Origin of the sequence: Streptomyces sp. NPDC127097 (assembly GCF_042724075.1) — a bacterium.
Taxonomy (GTDB): domain Bacteria; phylum Actinomycetota; class Actinomycetes; order Streptomycetales; family Streptomycetaceae; genus Streptomyces.
Genome location: NZ_JBHXFI010000043.1, coordinates 35110 through 48763 on the forward strand (window position 1 = coordinate 35110; position 13654 = coordinate 48763).

The following is a 13654-nucleotide window of genomic DNA, read 5'->3' on the forward strand; positions in this document are numbered from 1 at the left end:
GATGACCTGTAGCGTCAAAGGTTGAGCGATTCTCATCAAAGGGTGAGTGAGGGCACGGTGCAGGTGAGCTCTCCGGCTACCGGCTGCCGAGGCGGCCGACCTGCCAGTGCCCCCGGCCTGTGACGTCCACGAACATCGCGTGGGAGGTCAGCACGTCCTGGACAGCCGCCATCCGCTCGGTGTGCCCGGCACCGGGGACAGCCTCCCCCAGCCGCTCCACGATTGCCGTACGGGTCAGAGGCTCCCGCGACCTGACCAATGTCCGTGCGACCCGATGCAGCAGCGTGTCGCCGGGCGCCCCCAGCTCCGCCTGCCGCCACCGGTCTTCACCGCGGGTGTGCCGCTCGGCGTGGGCGGCCATCCGCGTCGAGGCGTGCTCCAGGATCACCGGCCACACCGGCTGCCGCTGCGGGGGGACTCGTGGGTGCTTCTGCTGCCGCCAGTACAGCGCCCCACCCACCGCCCCGGCCACCACCGCCGCGGCCGCCAGATGCTTCGGGCTGCTCTGCCGGATCACCCCTTTCACCAGGTGCTCCGTGATATTCAGGAAGACGCTGGCCTGCCGTTCCAGGTCGATCATCTTGCCCTCCGTCACCCCCACGTCGCCCAGGGCCGAACGCAGCTCCCGCCACTCCTTGACCGCGAGCCCGCTGTCGACCAGGTCCGCATCGGTTCCGATGATGACCACCGGGGCGATCACCCCGGCCAACAGCAGCATCGGCACATCGGAGGCATCCCGTCCGGCGAGAACCTGAGCCTGCGGGGTCATCGGCAGGCCGGCGGTGTCCACGACGTACAGGACGGGCGCGTACCGGGACTGCCACAGCGCCAGTGCCCGCCCCAGGTCGAACCGCCCGCCCTCCTGGTGCCGGTCGGCCAGCACCCGCGGCACTTCCTCCCACACGTGAACAGGGATCAGACACCGCACCGTCCCCGCCCGCGCCCCGGCGACGAACGACGACGGGTCCCGCCGACGGGTGGCCGCGATGATGTCCGTGGTCAGCACGGAGGTGTCCAGCAGCGCGCGGCGCAGCGGCCCGCGCTTGTACAGGGTGCGTAGTATGGACGGCATCAGCTCGTTCATCCGCGCATCGTAGTGCGGGCGTTGACCCCGCCGGTGCGGAATTCCGACGCCTTGCGCGGGCTGCATTGCCCCCTTCTGAGAGCGCTGAGCCCTACCTCCTAAACTGGTTCCGGCGCTCCCCGGACCCCTACAGTCCCTTGCCGGTGAGCGAGCAGGCTACGGCCTCGGCGCAGGCCGCGATGGCAAGCGCTCAACCTTCGGTGGGAAAAAGCCCTTCGCCCAACCTTCGGTGAGAACGCTCAGCCTTCGCTGCGAAGGGACAGATGAGACGGGACACGGGCGGCCGCAAGCTGCGGTGCTTCCAATCCCTCCAAGGGAACCGCCGAAATGTGCTGATCAGCGGGAAGATCGAAGGCGCCAAGGTGCTATCCCGCCGACCTCAAGATCGTTTCCCACCGTGCAGGTGGTCCCCTGTTTCCGTCAGTCGGAGGTACTGCTGGCGCGCGCTTCCTCAATGAGGGCAGTCAGGCTCTTGGTGGCGTTGGGAGCCATGCGGGAGACCTTGCCCGCGAAGGTGTCCCACATCTGTGGGTTGTCGCCCAGTTCCTCCTGCAAGAGGGTGGCGACCCCAGGCGCGTGGGATGCACTCGTCAGCACAAGGGCAGCCGGGAGTTCCCGGAGGAGATCAGCATCCGCGAACCGTGATTCGATGATCGCCTGGGCTATCTGCCGCTTGTGCGCTGCAGGGCCCTTCAGGGGAAGGTACGAGGCCAGCTCGCTCCGCGGATCGCCGCTTTCGGCCAGGGCACCGTCGGACGGGAGCGTTGGACGCTTCGCCTCCTTGGACGGGGGCCTCACATCACGCTGAACTGGTTCCGTCTTGCTGACTGCCTGCGCAACAGTGCGCTCCACGGCCTCCCGCACCTGTTCGTTCGGATGCTGGGTGAACCGAGCAGCAGTTGCCGGGCCGAGCCAAGGTGCTATCAGCGTCAACGCGTCGGAAGGGAGCAATGGGTTCCCCGCAAGGGCATCAGCGGCTTTGCTGCGGCCGATGCCCCAGTCGGGGTCCGGCCGTCTATCGCGTTGCCAAGATGGCAAAGTAGCAGTCGCCAGGCCCTCAGCGGCGTCACTCAAGACCTCCGGATCTGTGCACACGGCAGCCAGGGACTCGAAGGTGGACCACTCCCACTTTGAGATGCCCTTCTTCCGCCACTCGGCCACGCCTGCCACGGCCAAGGAACGCGTGAGTGGGCGCAAGACGGGTCCGTGCAACGCGAGAGCACGAGGGTGACGGGAGACGATGTCCGCCAGTCTCTCGAGCTCCAAACGTGCCGCCCATCCCCGAAGGTCGGGATCAGGTTCGGGGTCAGCCTTGGGAAACGCCTGTTTCAGGCAGGCCAGCAGCGTCCGATCAGGCAGTTCCTCGGCTCTGGCCAGGATCATGTTGACGATGAGCTGGTCGCTGTCGTGACCCGGGCTACGAGCGATGAGTTCCGGCCAGAGACTCTCGGCAGGCTGGGCGGACAGCAGAGCCCAAACGTCGTTGTGCCAGGACTCCACCTTGGCCATCCACGCGTCTCGTTCGGCCTTGCGCCCGCTATCGGACGCTACGCCATGCTCCAAATCCTGCGGTTTGTCCCGTACCGCTGCGTCGATCAAGGCGATGCGTAGCTCTGGGCCGAAGTATGTCCATGCTTCGGCCACACGCCGGGCCGCGGCGTGATCCAGTCTTTTTACGAGCAGAAGCTGGGCTTCCTGCAGATCCCAGCGGGTGCGAGCAACTTCGGTCAGAACAGTTTCGGCGCCGAGCTTCTCTGCGGCGATCAGCAAGGCTTCGGTGGTTACCACCGGCGTAGCCAGCACAGCCTTGATCAGCTGCCTGTCATAAGCCTCTCGGATCAGGAGTGCGCGGGTCTCCGCTGTCACATCGGGTCGAGCGAAGAAACGAGCAGCGGTCGCGGGGTCACCGCGATGGGCCACGATTTCAGCCACCGTGCGCTGCTGGGCTGGGGACAAGGATGGAGCGTCGACCAGCGCTATCCAAACCGGTTCAAGTGCCATGCGAGGACGCTAGCGGGGCTCACTGACGCCATGTCGGGAAACGCATGAACCGAGCGTCAGGCACCCGGCATGTGCGACGCCGAAGCAAACACCTGCGCTCTCGTCGCCCGGCGAGCCCACCGCCGAGAAAGTCACCTACGTCGGGGGGTCTGTGGACCGGACATCCTCGATCGGCTGGGGCGTCGCAGTGGTGTGGGGCGCCCAATACCCTCATCGATCGACTCATCGAGGGGAGGCGTCGTCGACTCGGTGTCAGCCGAGGAGGCTGAGTGTCCCATAGGTACGACACCAGGTCGTGATGGACTGGCCGGGGTGGTGTGGACCAAGCGTAGTTCGGGGCGTGGCGCTGGCGATTTTCTGCCGCCGCCCGGGACGCTGACCGGGACAAGCCCGAAAACGTAGTCGTTGAGATCGTCGAGGTGAATGCCCATGTGGGCCGCGATGTCAGCGTGGGCCATGCTCTTGGCGCGCAGGGCGTCGAAGACCTTGGCCAACAGTTGGCTGCTCTCCCTGGCCAACAGGGACCCGGGCTCACCGTTGCGGTAGCCCATCTGGGCGAGTTTCTTGACGGTCTGGGTGTGGCGCCACTCGGAAAGTAGGCCGAGGTCGCGGAGGCGGTAGGCAAGGGCCATGGCAGAAACGCCCCAGCGGCGCTTGGCGCTGAGGATTCGCTCGACGGACGCGTCGTTGAGGCGTTGAGCGATGATGCCGGCCCGGGGCATGAGGAAGGCAGAGGCGAAGGAGTTGGCCTCCGGCTCGCCCTCCCGGCCACCCGGAATGCGGTGCTCTGAGTGCAGGACCAGGTGACCGAGTTCGTGGGCGGCGTCGAACCTGCCACGCTCGCCGGTCTTGCGGGTGTTGAGGAAGATGTACGGCGTGCCTGAGTGGACGGTGGAGAAGGCGTCCGCGTCCAGGCAGTCCGGAGCCAACGAGAACACACGTACGCCGTTGGCCTCCAACAGGTGGACCAGGTTGGGGACTGGGGCCTCGCCCAGCCCCCAAGCAGCTCGGACCTGCTCAGCGGCCTGTTCCGGGGTGAGGTGTGGGTAGGTAGGCACGTTGGGGGCCGGCAGGCGGAAGCGCTCCTCCATCCAGGCGTTGAGGGTAGAGGCCACGGCACCGGAGCTGAGCGTGGCGTCGCGCTCCAAGGCGCTCATCTTGGTCGGTGCCCGGAAGCTGACCGCGTCCAGTTGCATCTCCGGCGCGGGCGGGGCCTGGAAGAACGCCACAGGGAAGCGAAGAATCTCGGCGAGCGCGGCCAGCGTGTCCGCAGACGGAGCTTTGCGGTGCTTCTCGAATGCGTTGATGCTCTGCGCGGACAGGCCGGAAGCGGCCGCCAAAGCGGCCTGGGTCATACGACGACGCTTGCGCGCGAGAACCAGCCGCTCTGGCGTGAACACCTTGCCTCAACTCCCATGTCTTACCCTGACCAGCTAATTCTCCCCCAGAAGCTCCACGACGACCTCTGGGCCCTGGTCGTCCCCGGGCTCGTCGAGCGAGATATCGAAGCCGGGGTCATCCATCGGCGGGAGGCTGATGGGTATGCGGGTCAGCCACTCGTCGACGAACTTGCCGTTCATCTTCACCGGCAGCGAGAGCTCCGCCTGCATGATGCCCTCCTCCCGCTTGTACAGCAGACACCAGGTAGGGAGCTGGTCCAGCTCCACCCCGTACTCCACCTCGTCACGGGAGAGGAAGGCCAGCTGGCCGTTCTTCTCCACCATCCGCGCCATGGCGGGACCCTTGGGATTCTTCGACCGAACGCGGCGGTTCAGGTCGGCGACACCACCCTCCGCGCTGATGGCCGTGATGGCGTGCGTCCGGTCGGGGTGAATCACCCGCAGGATGCTGTCCCGCGAGGTACGTCCCCACCCGTCGGGCACCAGCACCTCCGCCAGGTAGCGGTTGGCCCGGCTCCAGAACAGGAACCCGCGTGCCGCCGGGGCATCGAAGTCGGTACACCCTCGCACGTCCTCCAGCGCCATGCTCAGCACCAGGGTGAACAGATCTGCGGACACATCAAGTTCGGCGAGTTGCTGAGCGTGCTGCTGGGGGTCGAGCTCGGCCAAGGTCAGGTCCTCCAGGCTTAGTCGGTTTCAGAAATGATACCTCAGCCGAGGTCGCATTTCTGAAACCATGCACATCATCGCACACCAGTTCGGCCGTGTCATCCCAACTCAACTGGCCCGGTACGTCTGATCCTGTCGCTGCGTCAGGTGGCATGCCGGTCGGATCCGCCCCGAGCACATTTCCAATGTGGACCGCTCCGCGGCTCAGCATGACTCCAGCGCCGGAGCACGCAGAGGTCCGAGGAAAGGCTGCGCAGGCGGGCCTGAAGACGAGCGATGTCGTGTCGTCAAGAGTGAGATTGAGATGCTGGCCAAGGACGACGATCACCACACTCCCCCACAGCGCAGCTGAGTGCCGTACCCCAACATCTCCGGGTGATGTCGTCTAGGCGAGAGCCAGGTTCGTGGACTGACTTCCGAGCTCGCTCGACTCTCGAGCCTCGTCAGCCGTCCCTAGCTGCCCCGGCCCCGGAGCCGGATCGGCGCCAGGGCCTCCCTACATGCACTTGACAGGGAACGGAGCAGCCCTGAGGAAATGGACACGATCATGGAACAGAACCGTGGACAGCCAGCTGGGGCCCGCATCTGAACCTGCAGGTCACGGGCGCAGCCGGTGGCCAACAGTGAAGGGAACCTACACCGGCTTTCGGACGGCACCTTTCTTTGTCAGAACGGGGTCAGGGTGAGGGTGATCTCCTTCGGGGCGGGGTCCTCGATGTAGGAGGCGAAGCCGGCGACGTCGTCGAAGGCGAAGCCGTAGGCCCGGCCGTCCCGGGTCGCGGTGTGCATGGCCTTGGCGTAGTGGTTGGTCAGCCGCTCCCGGTAGAAGGTGGCCGGGTCGGTGGTGGGCTGGGCGGCGTGCGCGGTGAGGGTGGAGCGGTTGAGGGCGGCGCCCAGGATGGCCGCGACCGGACCGAGGGTGCCGTCGTTGGGCGCGGCGAGGGTGCCGTCGCAGAAGAGGACGTCGCGGGTGGACGGCTTGTTGAAGGAGACCGTCCCTGGGCCCGTGAAGGTGAGCTTGCCGTCGCGGACCCGGCCGGTGAAGGTGCCCGCGTTCGTGGTGACGGACAGGTCCTTGGCCGCGTAGGCGGACCATGCCTCGTCGATGGCGGGGGCGAGGTGGTCGGGGGCGAACAGTCCGCCGTCCAGGCCGTGGCCGGGGGCGATCACCCGCCGGTCGCCGATGACCAGCCGGTCGAAGCCCTCGGCGGCCCGGACGTCGGCGAAGACCCTGGCGCGGGCGCCGTCCTTGAGCGTGCCCGTGGTCTGGTCCCTGGCCCCGGTGAGCTTGATCGCCAGCGGCACGCTGAACATGTCGACCATGGTGGTGTTGCAGTACATCCCGCCGGCGTTGTACGTGAACTCGGCGCAGTCGTGCAGCACGTCGTAGTTCGGGTCGCCGGCGACCCAGCCCGCCGGGTACGCGAGCGCGGCCTTGCCGTTGCCGTCCTCGACCGCCTTGAACTTGAGCTTGCTGCCCAGCGCGGTGTAGATCCGGCCGGACATCCGGGGCAGCTGGAGGGTCGTGGTGCCGCTCGCCGCGAGCGGTATGGCGTAGTCGGTGAAGCCGTCCGGCCCGTTGTCGGCCAGTGCCACGGGCTTGAGTTCGCCGTCGGGGGTGACGTGCACCTGCTGGGTCCCGTCGTTGCCGACGATGTAGATCCAGACCGAGGAGTTGGCGTAGGCACCGGAGTTGTTGACGAGGTGCAGGGGCATTCCGGCGGCGGACCGGGCGGGCCCGCGGGGTGCGGCGGCCGGGGCGGGCGCGCCGTTCGCACGGCCGGCCAGGGCGATTCCGGAGGCGGCGGCGCCGGCGGCGAGACCGCCGAGCAGAGTGCGGCGAGTGATCACGAGGTGGCTCCTTGCGGGGCGGTGTGCCGATCGGTGGGGGTGACGCGGCTGGTACCGGCCCCGGCGGGCTGCGGGACGGCGGCCGTCCGGCATCCGGGCCCGACTCTCATGCACATGACATTCTCTCCTCGGCACAGTGGGGGGGTCGTGAGGAGTTCCAGGGGTTTTCCGGACTGAGAGCGCTCTCATATCGTGCGCTGTGCACCCTGCCGACTCGATGGCAGGCCGTCAAGTCACCGCGTGGAAAAAGGAGTTGCATGGTGTCCGATCCGAAGGGTCCGCGGCCGACGCTGGAGGCGGTCGCGGCCCGCGCCGGGGTCTCCCGCGCCACGGTGTCCCGTGTGGTCAACGGCGGTGCGGGCGTCCGGGCCGCGGTCCAGGAGCGGGTGCGCCAGGCGGTCACCGAGCTGGGCTACGTCCCGAACAGCGCGGCCCGCTCCCTGGTCACCCGCCGCACCGGCGCGGTCGCCGTGGTCATCGCGGAGCCGGAGACCCGGGTCTTCAGCGATCCGTTCTTCGGACGCCAACTGCGCGGCATCAGCCGGGAACTGGCCGCCGCCGACACCCAGCTGCTGTTGATGCTCGTCGAGCACCGCGACGACTACGACCGGATCGGCCGGTATCTGTCGGCCGGGCATGTCGACGGCGCGCTGATGTTCTCGCTGCACCGCGACGACCCGCTGCCCGCCATGGCCGAGCGCGCCCGGCTGCCCACCGTCTACGGCGGCCGGCCCGGCTGGGCGGACGCCGGCCGGGGCCCGCGGCCGCTGTATGTCGACACCGACAACCGCGGGGGCGCGCGGCAGGCCGTACGCCATCTCCTCGGCCGCGGCCGCCGCCGGATCGCCGTGATCACCGGACCGCTCGACCAGACCTCCGCGGTGGACCGTCTCGACGGCTACCGCGAGGCGCTGGGCACGGCCGAACCGGACCCGCGGCTGATCGCGGACGGCGGGTTCACGGCCGCCGGCGGCGAGCGGGCCATGGCCCAACTCCTGGACGCCGTCCCGGACCTGGACGCCGTCTTCGTCTGCTCCGACCTGATGGCGAGCGGTGCGCTGCGCACCCTGCGGGCACGGGGGCGGCGGGTGCCGGAGGAGGTGGCGGTGGTCGGCTATGACGATCTGGAACCGGCGGCCTGGGCGGATCCGCCGCTGACCACGGTGCGGCAGGACGTGGAGGAGATGGGGCGGCTGATGGCGCGGCTGCTGCTGCGGCTGCTGGATCCGGGCAAGGCGGCGGAGGCGGACGCGGTGGCGCTCGCCCCGGTGATCACGGAGGCGCGGCTGGTGGTGCGGGAGTCGGGGTGACGGGCGCGGGCGCCGGGAGGCGCGCGCCCTCCTGGCGCCACACGGGACGGTGATCCGGACCGCGAAGCTCCGGATAGCGGACTACGGGTACCGTCCTCGCCATGGGGCAGGAAGCGAAGATCGAACCCGAGGTCACGGTACGCCGGGCGCTGGAGCTGCCCGCGCTGCGGCGCGGTCTGCCGGAGGTGCTGGCCGGCGGGGACCGCCTGGACCGCGCGGTCCGCTGGGTACACGCGGGCGAGGTGCCGCATATCGCCTCACTGCTCAAGGGCGGCGAGCTGCTGCTGACCACCGGCCTGGGGCTGGGGGCCCGGCCGTCCGAGCAGCGCGCCTTCATCCGTAAGCTCGCGGACCGCGAGATCGCCGCGCTCGTCGTGGAGCTGGGCTCCCGCTTCGCCTCCCTGCCGGTCGCGCTGGTCGACGCCGCACGGGACTGCGGGCTGCCGCTGATCCAGCTGCACCGCGAGGTCCCGTACGTCACGGTCACCGAGGCGATCCACACCGAGATCATCAACAGCCACTACGCGCTGCTGCGGCGGGCCGACGAGATCCTGCGGCGCTGCACGGACGTGCTGCTGCGCGGCGGTGGCGTCCCCGAGGTGCTCCGGCTGCTGGCCGTCTTCACCGGCAACCCGCTCTGTCTGGAGGCCCCCGACGGCAGCCCGCTCTACGCGGCGGGCCCGGAGGGCGAGGACGACGGTCCCGCGGAGGCCGACCCGCTGCTGGCCTGGGAGGGCCTGCGCGACACCGGCCTGCGGGTCGATGTGCCCGGCGGCGGCCACGGCCCCGACGCGGTGCGCGCCCGCCTCGTCCTGCTGCCCGTCAACACCCCCTTGGCGCCGGTGCACCGGATCGCCGCCGAACGCGCCGCCGATCTGCTCGCCGTCGTCATGCTCCAGTCCCGCCAGGAGGAGGTGCTCGCCGCCCGGGGGCGTGGCGATTTCCTGGCCGACCTGGCGGAGGGCCGGATCTCCGCGGCCGAGGCGCCCGCACAGGCCCGCCTGCTGGGCTTCCGCCCCGGTTCCGAGCCGGTGTTCCCGGTGGTGATGCGGCTGCCGGCGGGGCTGCCCTCCCCCGGCAACTGGGCGCTCCTGGCCCAGGCCCTGCGCGAGGAACTCGCGGCCCCCGGGGTGCCCGTGCTGCTCGGCGTCCGCCCCGTGGAGGGCCGGGTGCCGATACTGGTGGCGCTGCGCGCGGGCCAGGACCGGGACGCGCTGGCCGGCCGGATCGCCGAGGCCCTGCGCGCCGGGGTGGTCCGCGCGGGCCTGGACCGGCCGGCCGCGCACCGCCCGGTGGTCGTCGTCGGGACGCCCGGTGACTGGGCGGCGGCGGGCCCCGGCCTCCAGCACGCGGCGGAGACGGCGGCCGCGGCCCAGGGCCTGCCGGAACAGCCCTGGTACGACGCCCGCCGGCTGGATATCGAGCTGTTGCTGTGGCGGATGCGCGAACACGGCGAGCAGGGCGTGCTCACCGACTTCGTGGAACGCGCCATCGGGCCGCTGCTGGCCCATGACCGGGCCGCCCGTCAGCCGCTGCTGCCGACGCTGGAGGCATATCTGGCCAGCGCGGGCCGCAAGGCCGAGACCGCCCGCGATCTGAATGTGAACCGGCAGACGCTGTACGACCGGCTGGCCCGCATCGCCCAGCTGCTCGGCACGGACCTGGACGATCCGCAGACCGTCCTGGGCCTGCGGCTCGCGCTGCGCGCCCGGCGCCACACGGACAAGCCGTAACGGGCGGCGGCGGCCGGGGGCGGCGGGTCAGTCCGTGAGCGCCTCGGCCGGCGTCCCCATGGGTTGACTGCTGAGCCGGCCCGGCCGTAGTGGCAAGCCCGGCCGTCTCCTGGCCGGCTCGGCCTCTCCTGGCTAGACCGGCTGAATCGGCTGGGTCAACTCGTCGTAGACGCTGAGGACCTGGGTGACGGTGTCGTTCTCGCTGGGCCAGCCGGCCGCCTGGGCGCGGCCCGCCTCGGCGAGCGCGTCCCGCCGCGCGGGGTCGGCGAGGAGCGCGAGAACGGTACGGGCCAGGGCGGCGGCATCCCCGTAGCGGACCAGCTCCGCGGCCCGGCCGACCAGTTCACGGGTGCCTCCGGTGTCGGTGGCGACCAGCGGCACGCCGGCCCGCAGCGCCTCCTGAGCGATCAGCGAACGCGCCTCCCACCGGCTGGGCAGCACCACCAGGTCCGCGGCGGCGAGGAGTTCGGGTACGTCGTCACGGCGTCCGAGCAGCTGGACGGGCAGCTGCTCGCTGTCGATCCGCCGCTGGAGCGCGCTCCGCCGGTCGCCCTCCCCCGCGATGGCGACCAGCGGCTGCGGATCGAGCGCGCACCAGGCGTGCGCCGCGTCCAGCAGCAGGTCATGGCCCTGGTTCACATCGAGACGGCCCACCGCGAGCAGCAACGGGCGGTCCACCGCGCCCAGTTCGGCCCGTTCCTTGTGACGCGTCCGGTCGTGCTCCTCGAGCTCGCCCGGTGTGCCACCGGACCGGGGGCGCGGAATCGCGACCGGCGCAAGCCGCGCATCACGGGCGCCCCGCTCACGCGCCCGGTCCACGAGATCGGAACAAGCCCCCAGCACCACGGCGGCCGCCCGTGCCACCCGCCGCTCCATCAGATGCACCATCCCGGCTCGCGCACCCTCGGTGTGCGCCTTGGTGTGCCAGGTGATGACGAGGGGGACCCGCCGCCCGCCCCGGGGGCCGCGCAGTCCGCGCAACGCCATCGAGGCCCGCAGCCCGGCCCGCAGGCCGTGCGCATGGACGAGGTCGGCGTCCCAGCAGGCGCTGCGCAATACGGCCACGCTCGCCGGATCCATCCGCGGCGGGACCTGCACGAACCGCGCACCGGCACCGGTGAAGTCGTATGCCTCCTCGGTTTCCGGGGTGGCACAGACGGACACCCGTACGCCGCGTGCGACCAGCCCTTCGGCCAGCGAGCGGACATGTGCCGCGCTGCCGGCGCTGCCGTGCCCGAGCACCTGGACCGTGCGCAGCGGCGACAGCCCGTGCGCCGAGGTCGGGGTGCTGATCACGTGGTCGGACTCCTGGGTCGGGGGCGGGCGGGCCGTACCGGCGGGTCGGTCCGCTGAGCTGCGGCGCACGGCCGGCGGCCGGCTGCCTGCCCGGCGACGGGTCAGGACGCGGACACCGGGCCCGGGACTGCGCACCGCGCCCAGGATGCCAGCCCGGCGGGGTCAAATCGGCACCGTCCGGCCGCCGTTCCGGTGGGAAGTCTCACCCCCGCGCCCACCAGATCACCCACATGGGCGACAAACCACCCGCGCGGATTCATGGCTCCCAAGGGTGAACCCACTCCCCGGAGTGCGCCTCGCGCCGCCTCACCCGGCGCGTGCGCCGCCGCTCGGAGCGCGGCCGGTGTTTGGCCGAACAAGGAGTTGCCATGGGAGAAGCGATGCCGGGAATGACCGGTCTGGCCGCGTATGGCTCCCGACTCCCGGTGGCGCGGGGTTCGGAGGCCCCGTCCCGGCGGCACTCCGGCGGGGGCAGCGCCCGTCAACTGATCTTGGAGGGCCGCGCCCGGCTCGCCCTCGCGCCGTGCCATGGACCCGCCCCCCACGAGGCGGCTCACCCGGGTTCCTCCACCCGGGCCAAAAAACTTCCGACGGCGATGTCGAGAACCCGTGACCGGCTCCGTCCCCGGGGTGAACGCGACCACAATGGGACGCACCAGCACCGAGGAGAACACCATGGCCAAGTACCTGCTGCTCAAGCACTACCGAGGCGCTCCGGCCGCGGTCAACGACGTGCCCATGGACCAGTGGACGCCGGAGGAGATCTCGGCGCACGTGGGGTACATGCAGGACTTCGCGGACCGGCTGGAGAAGACCGGCGAGTTCGTCGACGGTCAGGCGCTCGCCCCCGAGGGCACCTGGGTCCGGTACGACGGGGAGGGGCGCCCGCCGGTCACCGATGGCCCGTTCGCCGAGACCAAGGACCTCATCGCCGGGTGGATGGTGATCGACGTCGACAGCTACGAGCGCGCCGTCGAGCTGGCCGGGGAACTGTCGGCGGCCCCCGGGGCGGGCGGGAAGCCGATCCACGAGTGGCTGGAGGTACGCCCGTTCCTGACCGCGCCGCCCACCATCACGGAGTGAGCGCATCGATGGACGAGGCCCTGCTCCGGAGCCTCACACCGAGCGTCCTCGCGATCCTCGTCCGCCGCGGAGCCGACTTCGCGGCGGCCGAGGACGCCGTGCAGGACGCGCTGGTCGAGGCGGTCCGCGTCTGGCCGGCCGACCCTCCGCGGGATCCCAAGGGCTGGCTGGTCACCGTGGCCTGGCGCCGGTTCCTCGACGCGGCCCGGGCGGACGCCGCCCGCCGCCGGCGCGAGGACCTCGTCGACGAGGAGCCGGCGCCCGGCCCCGCGCCCGGGGTGGACGACACGCTCCAGCTCTACTTCCTGTGCGCCCACCCGTCGCTGACGCCGTCGTCCGCGGTGGCGCTCACCCTGCGTGCCGTCGGCGGGCTCACCACCCGCCAGATCGCCCAGGCATACCTGGTGCCCGAGGCGACCATGGCGCAGCGCATCAGCCGCGCCAAGCGCACCGTCTCCGGCACGGGGATATCCGCTGCTCAAGCGAGCCCGGGAGCCCGGGGAAGGTTCGACCGGCCCGGCGACGTCGCCACCGTGCTGCGCGTCCTCTACCTGGTCTTCAACGAGGGCTACTCCGGCGACATCGACCTGGCCGCCGAGGCCATCCGGCTCACCCGGCAGCTGGCGGCCGCGATCGACCACCCCGAGGTGGCGGGGCTGCTCGCCCTCATGCTGCTCCACCACGCCCGGCGCGGCACCCGGACCGCACCCGACGGCAGCCTGGTGCCGCTCGCCGAGCAGGACCGTGGCCGGTGGGACACCGCGTCGATCGCCGAGGGCGTCGAGATCCTTCAGGCGGCCCTCGCCCGCGACCGGCTGGGCGAATTCCAGGCCCAGGCCGCCATCGCGGCACTCCACGCCGACGCGCCCACCGCCGAGGAGACGGACTGGGTGCAGATCGTCGAGTGGTACGACGAGCTCGCGCGCCTGACCGACAGCCCGGTCGTCCGGCTCAACCGCGCGGTGGCCGTCGGCGAAGCCGACGGACCGCGGGCCGGGCTGGCGGCGCTCGCGGCGCTGAACGACTCCCTGCCCCGCCACACCGCGGTGGCGGCCTACCTCCACGAGCGCGACGGCGACCTGGCGACGGCGGCCCGGCTGTACGCCGAGGCGGCCCAGAAGGCACCCAACCTCGCCGAGCGCGACTACCTCACGCGCCAGGCCGCCCGGCTCAACACGGGGCGGGGTGGGTGACGGGGCCGGGTTGCGAGGGTCCGGCCACGAGGAC

10 protein-coding genes are annotated in these 13654 nt (G+C 70.9%); 4 read left to right on the forward strand and 6 right to left on the reverse strand.

Features of this window, described 5'->3' with window-relative positions:
* Positions 1–76: 76 nt before the first annotated feature.
* The 5 genes from ACFWJW_RS27225 to ACFWJW_RS27245 all read right to left on the reverse strand — a co-directional run bounded on the left by ACFWJW_RS27225 (position 77) and on the right by ACFWJW_RS27245 (position 7005).
* The gene (locus ACFWJW_RS27225) at positions 77–1084 is read right to left on the reverse strand and encodes a PIN domain-containing protein (RefSeq protein WP_387246335.1); all 1008 of its coding nucleotides are present in this window, start codon (positions 1082–1084) and stop codon (positions 77–79) included.
* 420 nt (positions 1085–1504) lie between these two features.
* Complete coding sequence (locus ACFWJW_RS27230) at positions 1505–3085, reverse strand: hypothetical protein (protein WP_387246337.1); 1581 nt, start codon at positions 3083–3085, stop codon at positions 1505–1507.
* Positions 3086–3216: 131 nt separating this feature from the next.
* Complete coding sequence (locus ACFWJW_RS27235) at positions 3217–4485, reverse strand: helix-turn-helix domain-containing protein (protein WP_387246339.1); 1269 nt, start codon at positions 4483–4485, stop codon at positions 3217–3219.
* A 33-nt stretch (positions 4486–4518) separates the two neighbouring features.
* Positions 4519–5154: a hypothetical protein gene (locus tag ACFWJW_RS27240; protein ID WP_387246341.1), complete on the reverse strand. Its 636-nt coding sequence runs from the start codon at positions 5152–5154 to the stop codon at positions 4519–4521.
* A gap of 666 nt (positions 5155–5820) precedes the next feature.
* The gene (locus ACFWJW_RS27245) at positions 5821–7005 is read right to left on the reverse strand and encodes a beta-1,3-glucanase family protein (RefSeq protein ID WP_387246343.1); all 1185 of its coding nucleotides are present in this window, start codon (positions 7003–7005) and stop codon (positions 5821–5823) included.
* A gap of 257 nt (positions 7006–7262) precedes the next feature.
* On the opposite strand from ACFWJW_RS27245, the gene ACFWJW_RS27250 reads away from it, so the two are divergent.
* Both ACFWJW_RS27250 and ACFWJW_RS27255 read left to right on the forward strand, forming a co-directional pair.
* Positions 7263–8315: a LacI family DNA-binding transcriptional regulator gene (locus ACFWJW_RS27250; RefSeq protein ID WP_387246345.1), complete on the forward strand. Its 1053-nt coding sequence runs from the start codon at positions 7263–7265 to the stop codon at positions 8313–8315.
* 101 nt (positions 8316–8416) lie between these two features.
* Positions 8417–10048: a PucR family transcriptional regulator gene (locus tag ACFWJW_RS27255; protein WP_387246347.1), complete on the forward strand. Its 1632-nt coding sequence runs from the start codon at positions 8417–8419 to the stop codon at positions 10046–10048.
* A gap of 132 nt (positions 10049–10180) precedes the next feature.
* On the opposite strand, the gene ACFWJW_RS27260 is transcribed toward ACFWJW_RS27255, so the two are convergent.
* Entirely contained in the window at positions 10181–11344 is a 1164-nt protein-coding gene (locus ACFWJW_RS27260; protein WP_387246349.1) for a glycosyltransferase family 4 protein, read from the reverse strand.
* A 675-nt stretch (positions 11345–12019) separates the two neighbouring features.
* Here ACFWJW_RS27260 and ACFWJW_RS27265 point away from each other — a divergent pair.
* The gene (locus ACFWJW_RS27265; protein ID WP_387246384.1) at positions 12020–12427 is read left to right on the forward strand and encodes a YciI family protein; all 408 of its coding nucleotides are present in this window, start codon (positions 12020–12022) and stop codon (positions 12425–12427) included.
* 8 nt (positions 12428–12435) lie between these two features.
* Positions 12436–13620, forward strand: coding sequence for an RNA polymerase sigma factor (locus tag ACFWJW_RS27270; protein WP_387246386.1), 1185 nt, complete (start codon positions 12436–12438; stop codon positions 13618–13620).
* Positions 13621–13654: the final 34 nt, after the last annotated feature.

What these genes read in the sequence shown, in the direction of transcription:
- ACFWJW_RS27270 (WP_387246386.1), top strand. Translation starts at nt 12,436, where the DNA reads ATGGACGAGGCCCTGCTCCGGAGCCTCACACCGAGCGTCCTCGCGATC.
- ACFWJW_RS27255 (WP_387246347.1), top strand. Translation starts at nt 8,417, where the DNA reads ATGGGGCAGGAAGCGAAGATCGAACCCGAGGTCACGGTACGCCGGGCG.
- ACFWJW_RS27265 (WP_387246384.1), top strand. Translation starts at nt 12,020, where the DNA reads ATGGCCAAGTACCTGCTGCTCAAGCACTACCGAGGCGCTCCGGCCGCG.
- ACFWJW_RS27250 (WP_387246345.1), top strand. Translation starts at nt 7,263, where the DNA reads ATGGTGTCCGATCCGAAGGGTCCGCGGCCGACGCTGGAGGCGGTCGCG.
- ACFWJW_RS27230 (WP_387246337.1), bottom strand. Translation starts at nt 3,085, where the DNA reads ATGGCACTTGAACCGGTTTGGATAGCGCTGGTCGACGCTCCATCCTTG.
- ACFWJW_RS27225 (WP_387246335.1), bottom strand. Translation starts at nt 1,084, where the DNA reads ATGAACGAGCTGATGCCGTCCATACTACGCACCCTGTACAAGCGCGGG.